Origin of the sequence: Micromonospora sp. WMMD714, assembly GCF_029581315.1 — a bacterium.
Classification (GTDB): domain Bacteria; phylum Actinomycetota; class Actinomycetes; order Mycobacteriales; family Micromonosporaceae; genus Micromonospora; species Micromonospora rifamycinica.
This window is the reverse complement of the sequence record NZ_CP120744.1, coordinates 1,690,206-1,704,699: the sequence shown is the minus strand read 5'-3', so window position 1 is coordinate 1,704,699 and position 14,494 is coordinate 1,690,206. Positions and strand designations below refer to the sequence as shown.

Sequence of the window (14,494 nt, the reverse complement as noted above, 5' to 3'; positions counted from 1 at the left end):
CCGGGGGGCATAACGGACGCCCGGCCGGGAAGCCAGGCCGCCTGACGAACGCGGGAGGCGAGATGGCGTACGGCGGCAGTGGGCGGGACCGGCGAGTCGGCCGTACCGCTCGATGACCACGCTGGGCCGGGTCGCCGGCCGGATCCTCCCGTCGGTGCCGGTGCCGCCGCTGGTCGGCGGGGTGTCCAGGGGCGTCGGGTCGGCCGCTGGCCGGCTGGCCCGGGTGGCCGGGCTGACCCGCCGCCGGGTGTGGTCCCGCGACGGCCGGCACCACATCGAGGTGCACGGCGTCTGCCAGGACGGCGGCGACCGGCTGGCCCGGCAGGTCGAGGTGGCGCTGCAACGGCTCCCCGGGGTGGCCTGGGCGCGGGTGAACGCCCCGTCCGGCCGGGTGGTGGTGGCCGTCGTGGAGCCGAAGCCGAGACTGCGCGACCTGATCGACACGGTGGCCCGGGTCGAACGGGTCTGCCCGCACGAGCCGGACCCGGAGATCCCACCGCCGCATCCGCCGGAGGACGGGCCGCGTACCCCCCGGACGCTCGGCGCGCTCGCCTCCGACGCGCTGGGCCTGACCATCTCCGCCGCCACCCGGATCCTGCCGTTCACCCCGGTGCCCGGGGAGGTGGCCGGCCTGCTCACCGCCGTCGACCTGCACCCGAAGCTGCACGACCTCGCCGGCCGGGGGCTGCGCGCCGACCCGCGCGCCGAGGTGCTGTTCCCGCTCGCCGAGGCGGTCGTGCAGGGCCTGACCGGCGGCTGGGCCGGCATCGTCCTGGACGGCGCGCAGCGGGTCGTCCAGTGGGGTGAGGCCCGCGCCCAGCTCGCCACCTGGACCCGGGCCGAGCCGGGGCTGACCGGTGACCCGGACCGGGCCGTCGCCCGCTCACCCGGGGTCCACCGGCCCTGCCCCCGCCCCGACGGCCCGGTCGAGCGGTACGTCTCGACGATGCTCGCCACCGGGGCCGCCGCCGCAGCCGCCGCGTGGCCCGTCGCCGGGCCGAAGCGGGCCGCCGCGCTCGGGCTCGCCGCCCTGCCCAAGGCCCCCGGCAGTGGCCGCGAGGGGTACGCCGCCCAGCTCGGCCGGATGCTCGCCCGGCGTGGCGTGATCGCGATGGACCGCAGCGTGCTGCGGGAACTCGACCGGATCGACACGGTGGTGCTGGACGCGGCCGTGCTCGGCTCGGCCCGTGGCGTCCTCGCCGACCTGGCCCCGCTGGCCGGCGCGGACACCGGGGAGGTGGCCGGGCGGGCGTTCACCCTCTTCGACCCCGACCACCCGGACGATGTCCACGAGGCGGAGGGCTGGCGGCTCGGTCCCCTCGCCGATCTCGACGCCGCCGACCCGGGGGACACCCCGGAGAGCGCGCGGCTGCGCGCGGCGGGCGGCCCACTGCTCGGTCTGGCCCACGGTGGCGGCCTCGTCGCCGTCGTCCGGGTCGCCCCCGAACCGGCACCCGGCGTCGACGCGCTGCCCACCGCCGCCCGGCACGCCGGCCTGCGCCTGGTGGTGGCCGGTGCCGACCCGCAACGGTACGGCTTCGCCGACGCGGTGCTGCCCGGCGGGGACCGGCTCGCCGAGTCCGTCCGCGCCCTGCAACGCGACGGCGCGGTGGTGATGCTGGTCTCCGGCGACCGGATGGCGCTGGCCGGGTCCGACTGCGGGCTCGGGGTGGCCGCCCCAGAGGAGCTGCCGCCGTGGGGCGCCCACCTGCTCGTCGGCACCGACCTGCGGATTCCCGCGCTGCTGATCGAGGCGGCCGGGGTGGCCCGCCGGATGACCGGGCAGAACATCCGCCTGGCCATGGCCGGCACCGGGCTCGGCGCGTTGGGCGCGTTCACCGCCGCGGCACCGCAACTGCCCGGCCGCAGCCTCGCCGCCGTCAACGGCGCGGCGGCGCTGGCGTTCGCCAACGGCGTCTGGCGGGCCCGTCGGCTGCCCGACCCGACCGGTGCGCCGCCGCCCGCCACCACCGCCTGGCACCTGATGCCGGTGGCAACCGTGCTACGCCAGCTCGACGCCGGCCCGGACGGCCTGACCGACGCCGAGGCGCAGCGCCGGCACCGCGCCGACCCGGACCCGTCGGCCGGGCCGGTCGGCCTGTTCCGGGCGTTCGTCGACGAGCTGGCCAACCCGCTCACGCCGGTGCTGGCCGCCGGGGCCGTCCTGTCGGCGGCGTTCGGCTCGCTGGTCGACGCGGCCCTGGTCGGCGGCGTGGTCGGCGGATCGGCGCTGGTCGGCGCGGTGCACCAGCGCAACACCGACCGGGCGCTGGCCGAGCTGCTGTCCCGGTCGGCGGTCACCGCCCGGGTGCTGCGGGACGGGGCCGAACGGGTGGTCCCCGCCGAGGACCTGGTCTGTGGCGACGTGGTGCTCCTCGGCCCGGGGGACGCAGTGCCGGCCGACTGCCGGGTGCTCACCGCCGACGGTCTGGAGGCCGACGAGTCGTCGCTGACCGGCGAGTCGCTGCCGGTCGGCAAGGGAACCGGGCCGGTGGTCGCCGCCGCCCTGGCCGACCGCACCTCGATGCTCTACGAGGGCACCACCATCGCCACCGGCCGGGGCACCGCGGTGGTGGTGGCGACCGGTAGCGGGACCGAGTCCGGCCGGAGTCTCGCGCTGGCCCGGCAGGCCCCGCCGGAGAGCGGTGTGGAGGCCCGGCTCGGCCGGCTGACCCGGTCGGCGATCCCGTTGGCCGCCGGCTCGGCGATCGCGGTGGCCGGGGCGGGGCTGCTGCGGGGCGTACCGCTGGGGCAGACGGCGGCGACCGCCGCGAACCTGGCCGTGGCGTCGGTGCCGGAGGGGCTGCCGTTCCTGGTCAGCGCGGCGCAGTTGGCCGCCGCGCGCCGGCTGGCCGAGCACGGCGCGCTGGTCCGCAACCCGCGCACGATCGAGGCGTTGGGCCGGGTGGACGTGCTGTGCTTCGACAAGACCGGCACCCTCACCGAGGGCAGGCTGCTGCTCGCCGGGGTCGGCGACGACGACCGGTTCGCCCCCGTCGACCGGCTCGACGACGGGTTGCGTCGGGTCCTCGCGGCCGGGCTGCGCGCCACCCCGTACGCGGCCGATCCGCAGGAGTTGCCGCAGCACACCGACCGGGCGGTCCGGTACGGCGCACGGCAGGCCGGGGTGACCGAGCAGCACGGTGCGGCCGGCTGGGAGGCGGTCGGCGGGCTGCCGTTCGAGCCGTCCCGGGGGTACCACGCGACGGTCGGCCGGACGGCCGAGGGCCTGCTGCTCAGCGTGAAGGGCGCTCCGGAGACGGTGCTGCCCCGGTGTGGTTCGTGGCGGCTGCCGGGCGGCCGGGACGAGCCGCTGGACGCCGTACGCCGGGACCGGCTGCACACCCTGCTCGCCGACCGGGCCGGGGCGGGCCACCGGATCCTGGCCGTGGCGGAGTGCCGGGCCGGTGCCGGGGCGGTCACCGACGACCAGGTGCGGGGTCTGGTCTTCGTCGGTTTCCTCGCGCTCGCCGACGGGGTGCGGGAGAGCGCCGCCCCGGCGGTGCGCCGGATCCGGCAGGCCGGCGTGCACACCATCATGATCACCGGGGACCATCCGGCCACCGCCGCGGCGATCGCGGCCACGATCAGCCCGCAGGCCGACGGTCAACGGGTGGTCACCGCCACCGAGCTGGACGAGTTGGACGACGCGGCGCTGGGTGAGCGGCTGGCCCGCACCGACGTGGTGGCCCGCTGCACCCCGGCGCACAAGGTGCGGATCATCCAGGCGTTGCAGCGCTGCGGCCGTACCGTGGCGATGACCGGTGACGGCGCCAACGACGCCCCGGCGATCCGGCTGGCCGACGTGGGTATCGCCCTCGGCCAGCGGGGCACCCCGGCCGCCCGCGCCGCCGCCGACCTGGTGGTCACCGACGACCGGCTGGAGACCATCATCGCCACCCTGGTCGAGGGGCGGGCGATGTGGTCGTCGGTCCGCCACGCGCTGAGCATCCTGGTCGGTGGCAACCTCGGCGAGATCGCGTTCAGTGTGCTCAGTGCCGCCGTCACCGGCCGGTCGGCGCTCAACGGCCGGCAGTTGCTCCTGGTCAACCTGCTCACCGACCTGGCGCCGGCACTGGCCATCGCGGTCCGGCCACCCGGCTCCGACCACGCCGACGGGTTGCTCCGGGAGGGGCCGGACGCCTCCCTCGGCGACACCATGACCAGGGAGATCGGGTTGCGGGCCGCCGCCACCACCCTCGGCGCGACGGCCGGCTGGACGGTGGCCCGGTGGACCGGCCGGGAACGCCGGGCCGGCACGGTGGCCCTGGTGTCGCTGGTCGGTACCCAGCTGGGGCAGACCGTCCTGGCCGGGGGCACCAGCCCGACGGTGCTCGCGTCGACCGCCGCCTCGGTCGGGGTGCTCGCCGCCGTGGTGCAGACGCCCGGGGTGAGCCAGTTCTTCGGCTGCACCCCGCTCGGCCCGGTGGGCTGGGGCATCGCCGCCGGGTCGGCGCTCGGCGCGACCTTCGCCAACGGCGCGCTGACCCGGCTGGTGGAACACCTGCCGGCTCCGCCCACCCGCTGACCGCGACCCCCGCCGCCTGCCGCCCGCCGCCCGCCGCCTGCCGCCTGCCGCCCGCCGCCCGCCGCCCGCCGCCCGCAAGATCGTGCTCGAACCATGGTGTAGTGGCGTCCTGCGGCCGAATGACCACTACTTCCTTGTTGTTGCGCGGCGGGGTTGTGGGGTGGCGGGGTTGTCGCGCGGCGGGGATCAGGGTGCGGTCGGGGACCAGGTGGCGGCGGCGCGGCCCAGCCGGTCGTTGATCGCCCGTCCGACCCCCTCGTCGGGGGCCGGCTCGGCGAGGATCTCGGTCACCCCGACCGCGTCCAGCCGGTGCAGCGCGTCGAAGAGCCGGGCGGCGGCCTCGGTCACGTCACCGGCGGGCGAGAGCACCTCCACCGCCGCGTAGCCGTCCGCCGGCCGGTCCCGGAAGGCCAGCAGCCCCCGCCGGACGCCGTCGGCCGGCGGCGGCCCCGCGTCCCCGAGCAACCGCAGCGGGGTACGCGGCGCGTAGTGCGCGGCCAACGTACCGGGGGCCACCGGCTGCCCGGAGCTGCCCGGCCGCACCGTCACCGGGCCGATCGCCGCGACGAGTTCCTCCACGGCGAGCGCCCCGAGACGCAGCACCACCGGGTGCGGGCCGCGCGCGTCCACGATGGTCGACTCGATCCCGCACCGGGTGGGGCCGCCGTCGAGCACCAGGTCGACCGCCGCGCCGAGGCCCCGGACGACGTGCTCGGCCCGGGTGGGGCTGAGCTGACCGAAGCGGTTGGCGCTCGGCGCGGCGACCGGCACCCCGGCGGCCCTGATCAGCGCACGGGCGGACGACTCGTCGGGCACCCGGACGGCCATCGTGTCGAGGCCGGAGGTGACGATCGGGGGGATCGCGGCCGGTCGGTCCACAAGCAGGGTGAGCGGGCCGGGCCAGAACCGTTCGGCCAGGGCGGCGACCGCCGGGGGCAGCACGCCGACGAGGGCCGGCAGGTCGGCGGCGTCGGCCAGGTGGGTGATCAGCGGATCGAAGGTCGGCCGGGCCTTCGCCGCGAAGATCCGCGCCGCGGCCCGGGCATCCAGCGCGTTCGCGCCGAGCCCGTAGACCGTCTCGGTGGGGAAGGCGACCAGCCCGCCGGCCCGCAGCACGGCGGCGGCCTCGGCGACGCCACGCTCGGCGGGCAGGACGCGGGGAGATCCGATGGTCACACCCCGACGCTAGCCTGCCGCCTCTCAGGCCCGCGATCCGGCCGACGGGGACGCGATCCGCCCGGTGGCGCGGCGGGCGGCGGCGTCGTACGACTCGCGGGCGTCGAGCAGCGCGTCCCAGTGCCGGTCGGTCCAGGCACACGCCACCGCGATCGGTTCGAGCAGGCTGCGGCCCACCGGGGTCAGCTCGTACTCGACCCGCGGCGGCTGGGCGGTGCGCCGGATCAGGCCGTCCCGCTCCAGGGACCGTAGCGACCGGGTGAGCACCTTGGGGGTGACCCGGTGCAGCGGCACGCGCAGCTCGGAGAAGCGGCGGGGGCCGTGTTCGAGGCAGCGGATGACGAGCGCCGCCCACTTGTCGCCGAACCGGATCGGGTTGAGCGAGGACGGGCACACCTCGTCGAACATGTCGGCGGGCAGGGGAGGCCTCATCGCCTCACGATAGTCGGTATCCGGGTGGTAACCACGTCCCTCGATAGCGTTCGGCTCCTCGGCCGGACCCCACCGGGCCGGCCCCGACGAAGGGTGGTCACCCATGCAGATCGTGGTCTTCGGTGCGGGCGGCCGGGCCGGGCGGCAGGCCGTCGCCGAGGCGCGGCGACGCGGCCACCAGGTCACCGCCGTGGTACGCGACCCCGCACGGCACCCCGACCTGGAGGACGTACGGGTGGTGGCCGGTGACGTGACGGACCCGCTCGACGTCGGGCGGGCAGCCCACGGGCAGGACGCCGCCATCAGTGCCGCGGTGGACCTGTCCGTGCCACCGCACGACTTCTTCACCGCGTCGTCCCGCGCCCTGGTCGACGGGCTCGCCCAGGCGGGCGTACGCCGTCTGGTGGTGGTCGGCCTCGCCGCGGTCATGCCCGGGGCGTCCGGTGCGGCCCTGATGGACGAGCCCGGTTACCCGAACGAGTACCGCCCCTTCTACCTGGGCCACGCCGCCGGTCTGGCCGAGCTGCGGACCGCCGGTCTGGACTGGACCTACCTCGCGCCCGCCGGTGACTTCGACCGTGACGGCGCCCGCTCCGGCCGCTACCGGCTCGCCGAGCAGGGTGACCCGGGCAGCCGGATCAGCTACCCGGACTTCGCGGTCGCGCTGCTCGACGTGGTCGCGCAGCCCGGTCACCACCGCGCGGCGGTGACCGTCAGGGAGGGGTGACGGTCCCGGCGCGAGCCTGGTCCTGTGGCAGGGCGTCGTCCACCGCCGCCCCGGGCTCGTGCCATAGCAGTGGCGGCTGGATCACCCCGCCCGCCGGGGCAGGGCTCTGACCAGGACGGACCCGCTAGCCTCTGCCGGCATGTCTGCATTCGGCAACTCGCCCAACATCCTGTTCGGGGCGGTGGTGACGGTGGCCAGCCGGCTGTCGCCCGGGTTCGTCCGGGTCACGCTCGGCGACGAGGGGCTGCGGGAAATCGCCCCGTACCACCTCGACCAACGGATCAAGATCCTGCTGCCGGTCGGTGGCGACCACCCGGCCGGGTTGCGGGCGGGCCTGCCCGAGCGGGAGTGGCGGCGGGTGTGGCGGTCCGTTCCCGCCGGTGAGCGCCCCAGGCTGCGCAGTTACACCGCGTACCGGACCCGGCCGGCGGCGGGGGAGCTGGACCTGGACTTCTATCTGCACCAGCCGCACGGCCCGGCGAGTGGCTGGGCGTCGGCGGCCCGGCCGGGGGACCGGCTGCTGCTGTCCGGCCCGCACGTCCGCGCCGGTCAGCCCGGGTACGGCGTGCAGTGGGAGCCGGGGCCGGCGACGCGGGTGCTGATCGCGGCGGACGAGACGGCGTATCCGGCGGTGCGTGGCATCCTGTCCGGCCTCGGGCCGCAGGTGCGGGCGACGGTCCTGCTGGAGGCGGGTGACGCGGCGGACGCCGCCACGCTCGACGACGTGACCGCCGGCCACCCGGTCGAGGTCCGGTTGCGGGCGGGTGCCCCGGGCGGGACGGTGCTGACCGCCATGGTGGGCGACTGGTTGGCCGAGCACGGCCCGGCCTCGGCGGCGTCCGGGGCACACTTCTACGCCTGGATAGCTACGGAGAGTAGCAGGATCGCGCAGGTACGGAGGCTCGTCACCGAGGCGCGGATCGATCCGGCGCGGGTCCACACACAGGGGTATTGGCATGACCGGCCGACCCGCGACGAGATCGATGATTAGGTAATGCTAACCTAAAAACACCAGTGGATAGTTACGGTAAGTAGCCAGACAGGAACCTCGTACCATGCCCACGCCAGCTCCCCGAACACTCCGCCGACGCCTCCTCGCCCTGACCGTCGCCTCGGCGGCGGTGCTCGCCGTGGCCGCCTGCGGCTCCGACGACTCCGACCCGGCGGGCAGCGTCGGCGACACCAGAACCGTCGAGCACGCCCGGGGCAAGACCGCCGTGCCGAACAAGCCGACCCGGGTCGTCGTCCTCGAACCGGTCCAGCTCGACACCGCCGTCGCCCTGGAGATCACCCCGGTCGGCGCGGCCGTGCTCAACGAGGCCGCCGGCGTGCCCAAGTACCTCGGTGACAAGGCCGCCGGCATCACCACCGTCGGCACCGTCCAGGAACCCAACGTGCAGAAGATCGCCGCCCTCAAGCCCGACCTGATCATCGGCACCGAGTCCCGGCACTCCACCCTCTACGACCAGCTCACCGACGTCGCCCCCACCGTGTTCATGGCCTCCCAGGCCGACCCGTGGCAGGACAACGTGACGTTCACCGCCACCACCCTCGGTGGGGCCGACTCCGCCGACAAGCTCCTCACCAGCTTCCGGCAGCGGTGCGCGCAGATCGCCGAGAAGTTCGGCACCGCCGGGAAGACGGCGCAGCTCATCCGCCCCCGCGACGGCGTCCTCACCCTCTACGGCCCCACCTCGTTCGCGGGCAGCGCACTGGAGTGCGTCGGCTTCAAGACTCCCGAACGCGACTGGGAGAACTCCATCTCGGTCGACGTCTCCCCCGAACGGGTGCTGGAGGCCAAGGCCGACCACGTCTTCGTCACCACCGTCGACGTCAACGACCGCAGCACCATCCCCGCCTCGGTCACCGCCAACGCCGCCGCCTTCCCCCGCCTGCACCTGGTCGACCAGTCCTTCTGGATCACCGGGGTCGGCACGGTCGGCGGGCAGGCCGTCCTCGACGATCTCGAACGCATCCTCACCGCGTCGCGTTGACCACCACCACACCCGCCCGCGCGGCACGGCCGACCACCGGCCGTGCCGCGCGTCGCCGTACCACCCGACGCTGGCTGGCCGGCGCGGTCGTCGTACTCGTGGGGTCGCTGGTGTTGTCGGTCTTCGTCGGTGCGAACCCGGTGCCCCCGGCGGACGTCTGGGCGGCGCTGCGGGGCGCCGGCACCGACACCGCGCAGTACGTGGTCTGGGGGCAACGCCTGCCCCGCACCCTCGCCGGGCTGCTGGTCGGTGCCGGCCTCGGCGTCGCGGGAGCGCTGATGCAGGCGTTCACCCGCAACGCACTCGCCGACCCGGGCATCCTCGGCGTCAACGCCGGAGCCGCCGCCTTCGTCGCGGCGGGGATCGCCTTCTTCGGGATCACCTCGCCGGTCGGCTACATGTGGCTCGCCCTGCTCGGCGCGCTCCTGGTCGCCACCGCCGTGTACGCCGTCGGCGGTGCCGCCGACCTGCGGGCCACCCCCACCCGGCTGCTGGTGACCGGGGTGGCGACCGGTGCCGTGCTCGCCGGACTCACCACCGGCATCACCCTCACCCACCCGGACACCTTCGACCGGATGCGCGGCTGGAACGCCGGCAGCCTGCTCGAACGCGACACCGCCGTGGTGCTGCCGGTGCTGCCGCTGATCGCCGCCGGGCTGGTCACCGCGCTGGTCGCGGCCCGCAGCCTGAACGCGCTCGCGCTCGGCCCGGACCTGGCAGCGGCGCAGGGCGTCAGCCTCGTCCGGACCCGGCTGCTCGTGCTGGCCGCGGTGACCCTGCTCGCCGGTGGGGCCAGCGCCATCGCCGGCCCCCTCTCGTTCGTCGGGCTCGTGGTGCCGCACCTGGTGCGCTGGGGCGTCGGCACCGACCAGCGCCGCATCCTCGCCGGCTCGCTGCTGGCCGGCGGGATGCTGGTGCTGCTGGCCGACGTGCTCGGCCGGGTCGCCGTCCTGCCCAGCGAGATGCCGGTCGGTGTCGTCACCGCGTTCGTGGGTGCCCCGGTGCTGATCGCGCTGGCCCGCCGCCGACGGGCGACCGCGCTGTGAACCGCCCGGTCCGCCGTACCGCCGGGCATCGGCTGCTGTTCGGCACCGACCGCCGGAACGTGACCGTCGGCGTACGCGAGGCGGTCGTCTGCGCTGCCGCCGCGCTCGTCGTCGCGGCGCTGGCGGTGGTCGGCCTCTGGCGGGGCGACTTCCCGCTCCGCCTCGACGAGGTGCTCGGCGTGCTCGGCGGCCGGATCGACGGGCTGACCCGCACCGTCGTACTGGAGTGGCGGCTGCCCCGCGTCGCCGCCGCCGTGACCTTCGGCGCGGCCCTCGGCGTCGCCGGGGCGATCTTCCAGACCATCACCCGCAACCCGCTCGCCAGCCCGGACGTCATCGGCCTGGCGAACGGCTCGTTCTCCGGCATGCTGATCGCCCTGCTCCTGCTCGGCGGCGGCTGGCACCTGCTGATGCTCGGCTCGCTCGTCGGTGGCCTGCTGGCCGCGCTGGCGATCTACCTGCTCGCCTACCGCGACGGGCTCTCCGGGTTCCGGTTCATCGTGGTGGGCGTCGGGGTCTCCTCGATGCTCGCCGCCACCAACACCTGGCTGCTGCTCCGCGCCGACCTGGAGACCGCCCTCTTCGCCGCCGCATGGGGGGCCGGCACCCTCAACACCGCCACCGCCGAGGTGGTGTGGCCCGCCGCCGGAGTCGTCCTGGTGCTGCTGGCGGTCACCCCGCTGTGGGCGGCGGCCCTGGCCCAACTGGAACTGGGCGACGACGTCGCCGCGGCCAGCGGGGTCGCGGTCGACCGGCACCGCGCCGCCCTCGTCCTGATCGCGGTCGCCCTGGTCAGCGCGGTCACCACGGTCGCCGGCCCGATCGCCTTCGTCGCCCTGGCCGCCCCGCAGATCGCCCGCCGGTTGGTCCGGGCGCCGGGCCTGCCGCTCGCCGCCACCGCCGTGGTGGGGGCGGCCCTGCTGCTCGGCTCCGACCTGGTGGCCCAGCACGTGATCCCGCTGACCGTGCCGGTGGGGGTGGTCACGGTCACCCTCGGCGGGGGGTACCTGCTCTGGCTGCTCGTCCACGAGATCAGGAGGACCGCATGGTCGACCAGCTGAACGGGCGGCTCCGGGCGGACGACGTCACCCTGCGCTACGACCAGCGGATCGTCAGCGAGCACCTGTCGATCACGGTGCCGGACGGCTCGTTCACCGTGCTCATCGGGCCGAACGCCTGCGGCAAGTCGACGCTGCTGCGGGCCCTCGCCGGGCTGCTCCGCCCCGCCGCGGGTCGGGTGCTGCTCGACGGGGCGGATCTCGGCGGCCTGCCGGCCAAGGAACGCGCCCGCCGGCTCGCGCTCCTGCCGCAGGCCATGACCGCGCCCGAGGGGATCACCGTGCGGGAGCTGGTCGGCCGGGGCCGCTACGCCCACCAGCGGGTGCTGCGCCGCTTCTCCCACGCCGACGAGGAGGCCGTCGAGGCGGCGCTCGCCTCGACCGGCACCACCGACCTGGCCGACCGCCGGGTCGACGAGCTCTCCGGCGGGCAGCGCCAACGGGCCTGGATCGCCATGGTGCTGGCCCAGGAGACGCCGCTCGTCCTGCTCGACGAGCCGACCACCTACCTGGACGTCGCCCACCAGATCGACGTGCTCAACGTGCTGCACCGCCTGGTCGCCCGGGGGCGCACCGTCGTGGCCGTGCTGCACGACCTCAACCACGCGGCCCGGTACGCCACCCACCTGGTGGCGATGCGCGACGGCCGGATCGTGGCCGCGGGGGATCCCGCCTCGACGGTCACCGCCGGGCTGGTCGCCGAGGTCTTCGGGATGCCCAACCAGGTGGTGCCCGATCCGGTCACCGGATCCCCGCTGGTCGTACCGGCCGACACCCGGGAACCGGCCACCGGCTGAGCCGGCCCCGGGGCTGGCCACCGGCTGAGCCGTCCCCGGGGTCGGCCCACCGGCCGAGCAGGTCGGGAGCTGCCCCGGCTGAGCCGGCCCGGGGCTGTCCCCCGGCTGAGCCGCCCTGGGCCGGCCCGGCGTCATCCGGTCAGCTCGGCTCCCCCGACAGGGAGGTCCGCCGCTGGGAGGCCATGACCAGGGAGTAGACGTGCTCGCGGAGTTCACCGAAGAGGGCCGTCTGCTTGGTCGCGATCTGGTCGCGGGGCCGGTCGAGGGTGACCGGCAGGTCCGCCACCACGACGGAGGGCCCCTGCGACAGCACGACCACCCGGTCCGACAGGTACACCGCCTCGTCGATGTCGTGGGTCACGAACAGCACCGTCGTACCGGTCTCGGCCCAGACCTTGAGCAGCAGGTCCTCCAGGCTCGCCCGGGTCTGGGCGTCCACCGAGGCGAACGGCTCGTCCATGATCAGCATTTCCGGTCGTACGGCGAGCCCCCGGGCGATGGCCACCCGCTGTTGCATCCCGCCGGAGAGCTGCCACGGGTGCAACGCCGCCGCGTGGGCCAGACCGACCATCTCCAACGACTCCCGCACCCGTTGACCGATCTCGGCACGGGGCAGCCCCCGGTCCCGCAGCGGGAGGGCGACGTTCTTCTCCACGGTCAACCAGGGGAACAACGAGCGGCTGTAGTCCTGGAAGACGACCGCCACACCGTCGCGGGGGCCGGACATCCGCTCCCCACGGAACATCACCGCGCCGCCGGAGATGGGCAGGAGCCCGGCGATGCACATCATCAGGGTGGTCTTGCCGCAGCCGGAGGGCCCCACCACCGACACGAACTGGCCGGCGTGCACCGCGAACTCGATGCTGCGTACGGCGGGCACGTCGCCCTTGCGGGACCGGTAGGACTTGCTCAACTCCTGCACGTCGAGCACGGGGGTGTCGAGGGCGGCACCGGGCTGGTGCGACCGGGTCGTCACGGAACTCATCGGGGCTCCTACGGGGTGTCGTTGTCGTCGGCGACGGTCAGTGGCTTTCCGCGCCGTCCGGCCGCACGTTGCGGTGCCACCTGAGCAGCACCCGCTCGACCAGGGCGAAGATGGCGTTGAAGAGGATGCCCAGCAGCGCCAGCAGGACGATCGCCGACCACAGCTGCGGGAACTGGAACAGCCGCTGCTGGCTCACGATGTAGAACCCGAGGCCGGCCGTGGCGGCGTACAGCTCGGAGATCACCATGAGGACCAGGGCGATCCCGATGCTGATCCGCATGCCCGCGAAGATCGCAGGGCTGGCGCCGGGCAGCAGGACCCGCAGGAAGTAGCGCCGCCGGGTCAGCCGCAGGCTCCGGGCGGCGATGACGACCGTACGGTCGATCCCCCGGACGCCGTCGTAGGTGTTGATCAGGATCGGCCACAGGCAGCCCAGCGCGATGAGGAAGACGTTCATCCCGCTGGTGATGCCGAACAGCACGATGGCGATGGGCAGCAGAGCGGTGACCGGCACCGACATGCCCAGCCGGATCAGCGGGTTGAAGAACGCCCCGGCCGGCCGCCACACCCCGATCAGGATGCCGAGGCCGACGCCGAGCACCGTCGCCGCGCCGTAGCCCAGGCCGAGCCGCACGAGACTCGGCAGCACGTCGGCCCGGAACTGGGAGCTGAGGAAGAGCGACGACGGCGAGGCGGAGAGCCAGGTGTCGACGAACGCCCCGAAGATCTGCGACACCGGCGGGACGAACAGGGAGCCCGCCATCCGGGCAGCGATCTCCCACACCACCAGCAGGAGGGCGAGCAGCCACAGCGACCGCACCCCGCGTCCCGCCGCCAGCACCCCGGCGACGACCGGCCGGTTGACCCCGTGCCCGCTCATCGTCCACCCTCCCGTTGCGCCTGGCCCCAGGGGACCACCAGGCGTTCGACCAGGTTGAAGCCGTAATAGAGGCCCATGCCGAGCAGGCCCACGAGGAGAATCCCGGCATAGACGAAGTCGGGTCGCTGCGCCTGCTGGTACGTGGTGATCACCGTTCCCACCCCGTTGGTGGCGCCGAGCAGCTCGGCCGAGAGCACCACGATCAGCGCCGTCGAACTGGCCACCCGGAGGCCGGTGGCGATGGACGGGGCCGCCGACGGCAGCACCACCCTGGTCAGCAGCCGGGTTCGCGTCCAGCCCATGCTCCGCCCGGTCGCCAGCATGAGCGGCTCGGTGTCGCGCACGCCGTACATGGAGTTGAGCAGGATCGGCCAGAAGATCGCGTAGATCGCCAGCGACACCTTCATCTGGGTGCCCAGGCCGAACAGCAGGATGGCGATCGGCAGGAACGCCGAGGAGGGAATCGACCGGCCGGCGTGCACCACCGAGGACGACGGCCGGTAGAGGGCGGAGAAGTAGCCCAACACCAGCCCCAGCGGAATGCCGACCGCGCTGGCGACGAGCATGGCGAGCAGCCAGGCCCACAGGGTCTGCACCACCTCGGTCAGGAACGTCGCGTCGACGAGCAGCTCGCCGGCCCGTTGCAGGGTGGCCGCCGGGTACGGCAGGGAGTCCACCGAGATCGCCCCGGCCCGGACCACCAGGTCCCACAGCACGAACATGGTCACCACGCCCGCCACCCCCAGCACCCAGTCGGGTGTGGGGCCCCACCGGCGGGCCGGTCGCGGCCCGCCGGTGGGTCGGGCGTCCGCCTCGACCTGATCAATCACTCGGACGTCCGACGCCATGTCTCGTCCTCTCCCCTCATGGT

General features: G+C 75.0%; 12 protein-coding genes. 7 read left to right on the top strand and 5 right to left on the bottom strand.

The window, feature by feature from the left end; all coding sequences use genetic code 11:
* Positions 1–112 precede the first annotated feature (112 nt).
* Positions 113–4,528, top strand: a complete 4,416-nt coding sequence (locus O7625_RS07590) for an HAD-IC family P-type ATPase (RefSeq protein WP_282345200.1) — start codon at positions 113–115, stop codon at positions 4,526–4,528.
* 186 nt (positions 4,529–4,714) lie between these two features.
* On the opposite strand, the gene O7625_RS07585 is transcribed toward O7625_RS07590, so the two are convergent.
* Together O7625_RS07585 and O7625_RS07580 are read right to left on the bottom strand one after the other, a co-directional pair.
* Entirely contained in the window at positions 4,715–5,680 is a 966-nt protein-coding gene (locus tag O7625_RS07585) for an L-threonylcarbamoyladenylate synthase (protein ID WP_282346839.1), read from the bottom strand.
* Between the two features lie 48 nt (positions 5,681–5,728).
* Complete coding sequence (locus O7625_RS07580) at positions 5,729–6,136, bottom strand: helix-turn-helix domain-containing protein (protein WP_067300890.1); 408 nt, start codon at positions 6,134–6,136, stop codon at positions 5,729–5,731.
* A 103-nt stretch (positions 6,137–6,239) separates the two neighbouring features.
* On the opposite strand from O7625_RS07580, the gene O7625_RS07575 reads away from it, so the two are divergent.
* The 6 genes from O7625_RS07575 to O7625_RS07550 all read left to right on the top strand — a co-directional run bounded on the left by O7625_RS07575 (position 6,240) and on the right by O7625_RS07550 (position 11,758).
* Complete coding sequence (locus O7625_RS07575; protein ID WP_282345199.1) at positions 6,240–6,863, top strand: NAD(P)H-binding protein; 624 nt, start codon at positions 6,240–6,242, stop codon at positions 6,861–6,863.
* A 139-nt stretch (positions 6,864–7,002) separates the two neighbouring features.
* Positions 7,003–7,854 carry a siderophore-interacting protein gene (locus O7625_RS07570; RefSeq protein ID WP_282345198.1) on the top strand — a complete coding sequence of 284 codons (852 nt, stop codon included), beginning with the start codon at positions 7,003–7,005 and terminating at the stop codon, positions 7,852–7,854.
* Positions 7,855–7,918: 64 nt separating this feature from the next.
* Positions 7,919–8,857 carry an iron-siderophore ABC transporter substrate-binding protein gene (locus O7625_RS07565; RefSeq protein WP_282345197.1) on the top strand — a complete coding sequence of 313 codons (939 nt, stop codon included), beginning with the start codon at positions 7,919–7,921 and terminating at the stop codon, positions 8,855–8,857.
* Positions 8,854–9,903, top strand: coding sequence for an iron chelate uptake ABC transporter family permease subunit (locus O7625_RS07560; protein ID WP_282345196.1), 1,050 nt, complete (start codon positions 8,854–8,856; stop codon positions 9,901–9,903). The genes O7625_RS07565 and O7625_RS07560 overlap by 4 nt, the downstream gene beginning before the upstream one ends.
* Positions 9,900–10,964: an iron chelate uptake ABC transporter family permease subunit gene (locus tag O7625_RS07555; RefSeq protein WP_282345195.1), complete on the top strand. Its 1,065-nt coding sequence runs from the start codon at positions 9,900–9,902 to the stop codon at positions 10,962–10,964. The genes O7625_RS07560 and O7625_RS07555 overlap by 4 nt, the downstream gene beginning before the upstream one ends.
* Positions 10,961–11,758: an ABC transporter ATP-binding protein gene (locus O7625_RS07550; protein WP_282346838.1), complete on the top strand. Its 798-nt coding sequence runs from the start codon at positions 10,961–10,963 to the stop codon at positions 11,756–11,758. Before O7625_RS07555 ends, O7625_RS07550 begins: the two co-directional genes overlap by 4 nt.
* 139 nt (positions 11,759–11,897) lie before the next feature.
* Here the strand turns inward: O7625_RS07550 and O7625_RS07545 are convergent, their stop codons facing one another.
* Genes O7625_RS07545 through O7625_RS07535 form a run of 3 tightly spaced genes read right to left on the bottom strand, consistent with a single transcriptional unit; the run spans position 11,898 to position 14,471 of the window.
* On the bottom strand, positions 11,898–12,743 hold the full coding sequence (locus O7625_RS07545; protein ID WP_282345194.1) for an ABC transporter ATP-binding protein: 846 nt from the start codon (positions 12,741–12,743) through the stop codon (positions 11,898–11,900).
* A gap of 37 nt (positions 12,744–12,780) precedes the next feature.
* Positions 12,781–13,623: an ABC transporter permease gene (locus O7625_RS07540; protein WP_282345193.1), complete on the bottom strand. Its 843-nt coding sequence runs from the start codon at positions 13,621–13,623 to the stop codon at positions 12,781–12,783.
* Positions 13,620–14,471: an ABC transporter permease gene (locus O7625_RS07535; protein ID WP_282345192.1), complete on the bottom strand. Its 852-nt coding sequence runs from the start codon at positions 14,469–14,471 to the stop codon at positions 13,620–13,622. Before O7625_RS07535 ends, O7625_RS07540 begins: the two co-directional genes overlap by 4 nt.
* Between the last annotated feature and the right edge of the window lie 23 nt (positions 14,472–14,494).

What these genes read in the sequence shown, in the direction of transcription:
- O7625_RS07590 (WP_282345200.1), top strand. Translation starts at nt 113, where the DNA reads ATGACCACGCTGGGCCGGGTCGCCGGCCGGATCCTCCCGTCGGTGCCG.
- O7625_RS07580 (WP_067300890.1), bottom strand. Translation starts at nt 6,136, where the DNA reads ATGAGGCCTCCCCTGCCCGCCGACATGTTCGACGAGGTGTGCCCGTCC.
- O7625_RS07575 (WP_282345199.1), top strand. Translation starts at nt 6,240, where the DNA reads ATGCAGATCGTGGTCTTCGGTGCGGGCGGCCGGGCCGGGCGGCAGGCC.
- O7625_RS07570 (WP_282345198.1), top strand. Translation starts at nt 7,003, where the DNA reads ATGTCTGCATTCGGCAACTCGCCCAACATCCTGTTCGGGGCGGTGGTG.
- O7625_RS07565 (WP_282345197.1), top strand. Translation starts at nt 7,919, where the DNA reads ATGCCCACGCCAGCTCCCCGAACACTCCGCCGACGCCTCCTCGCCCTG.
- O7625_RS07545 (WP_282345194.1), bottom strand. Translation starts at nt 12,743, where the DNA reads ATGAGTTCCGTGACGACCCGGTCGCACCAGCCCGGTGCCGCCCTCGAC.
- O7625_RS07540 (WP_282345193.1), bottom strand. Translation starts at nt 13,623, where the DNA reads ATGAGCGGGCACGGGGTCAACCGGCCGGTCGTCGCCGGGGTGCTGGCG.
- O7625_RS07535 (WP_282345192.1), bottom strand. Translation starts at nt 14,471, where the DNA reads ATGGCGTCGGACGTCCGAGTGATTGATCAGGTCGAGGCGGACGCCCGA.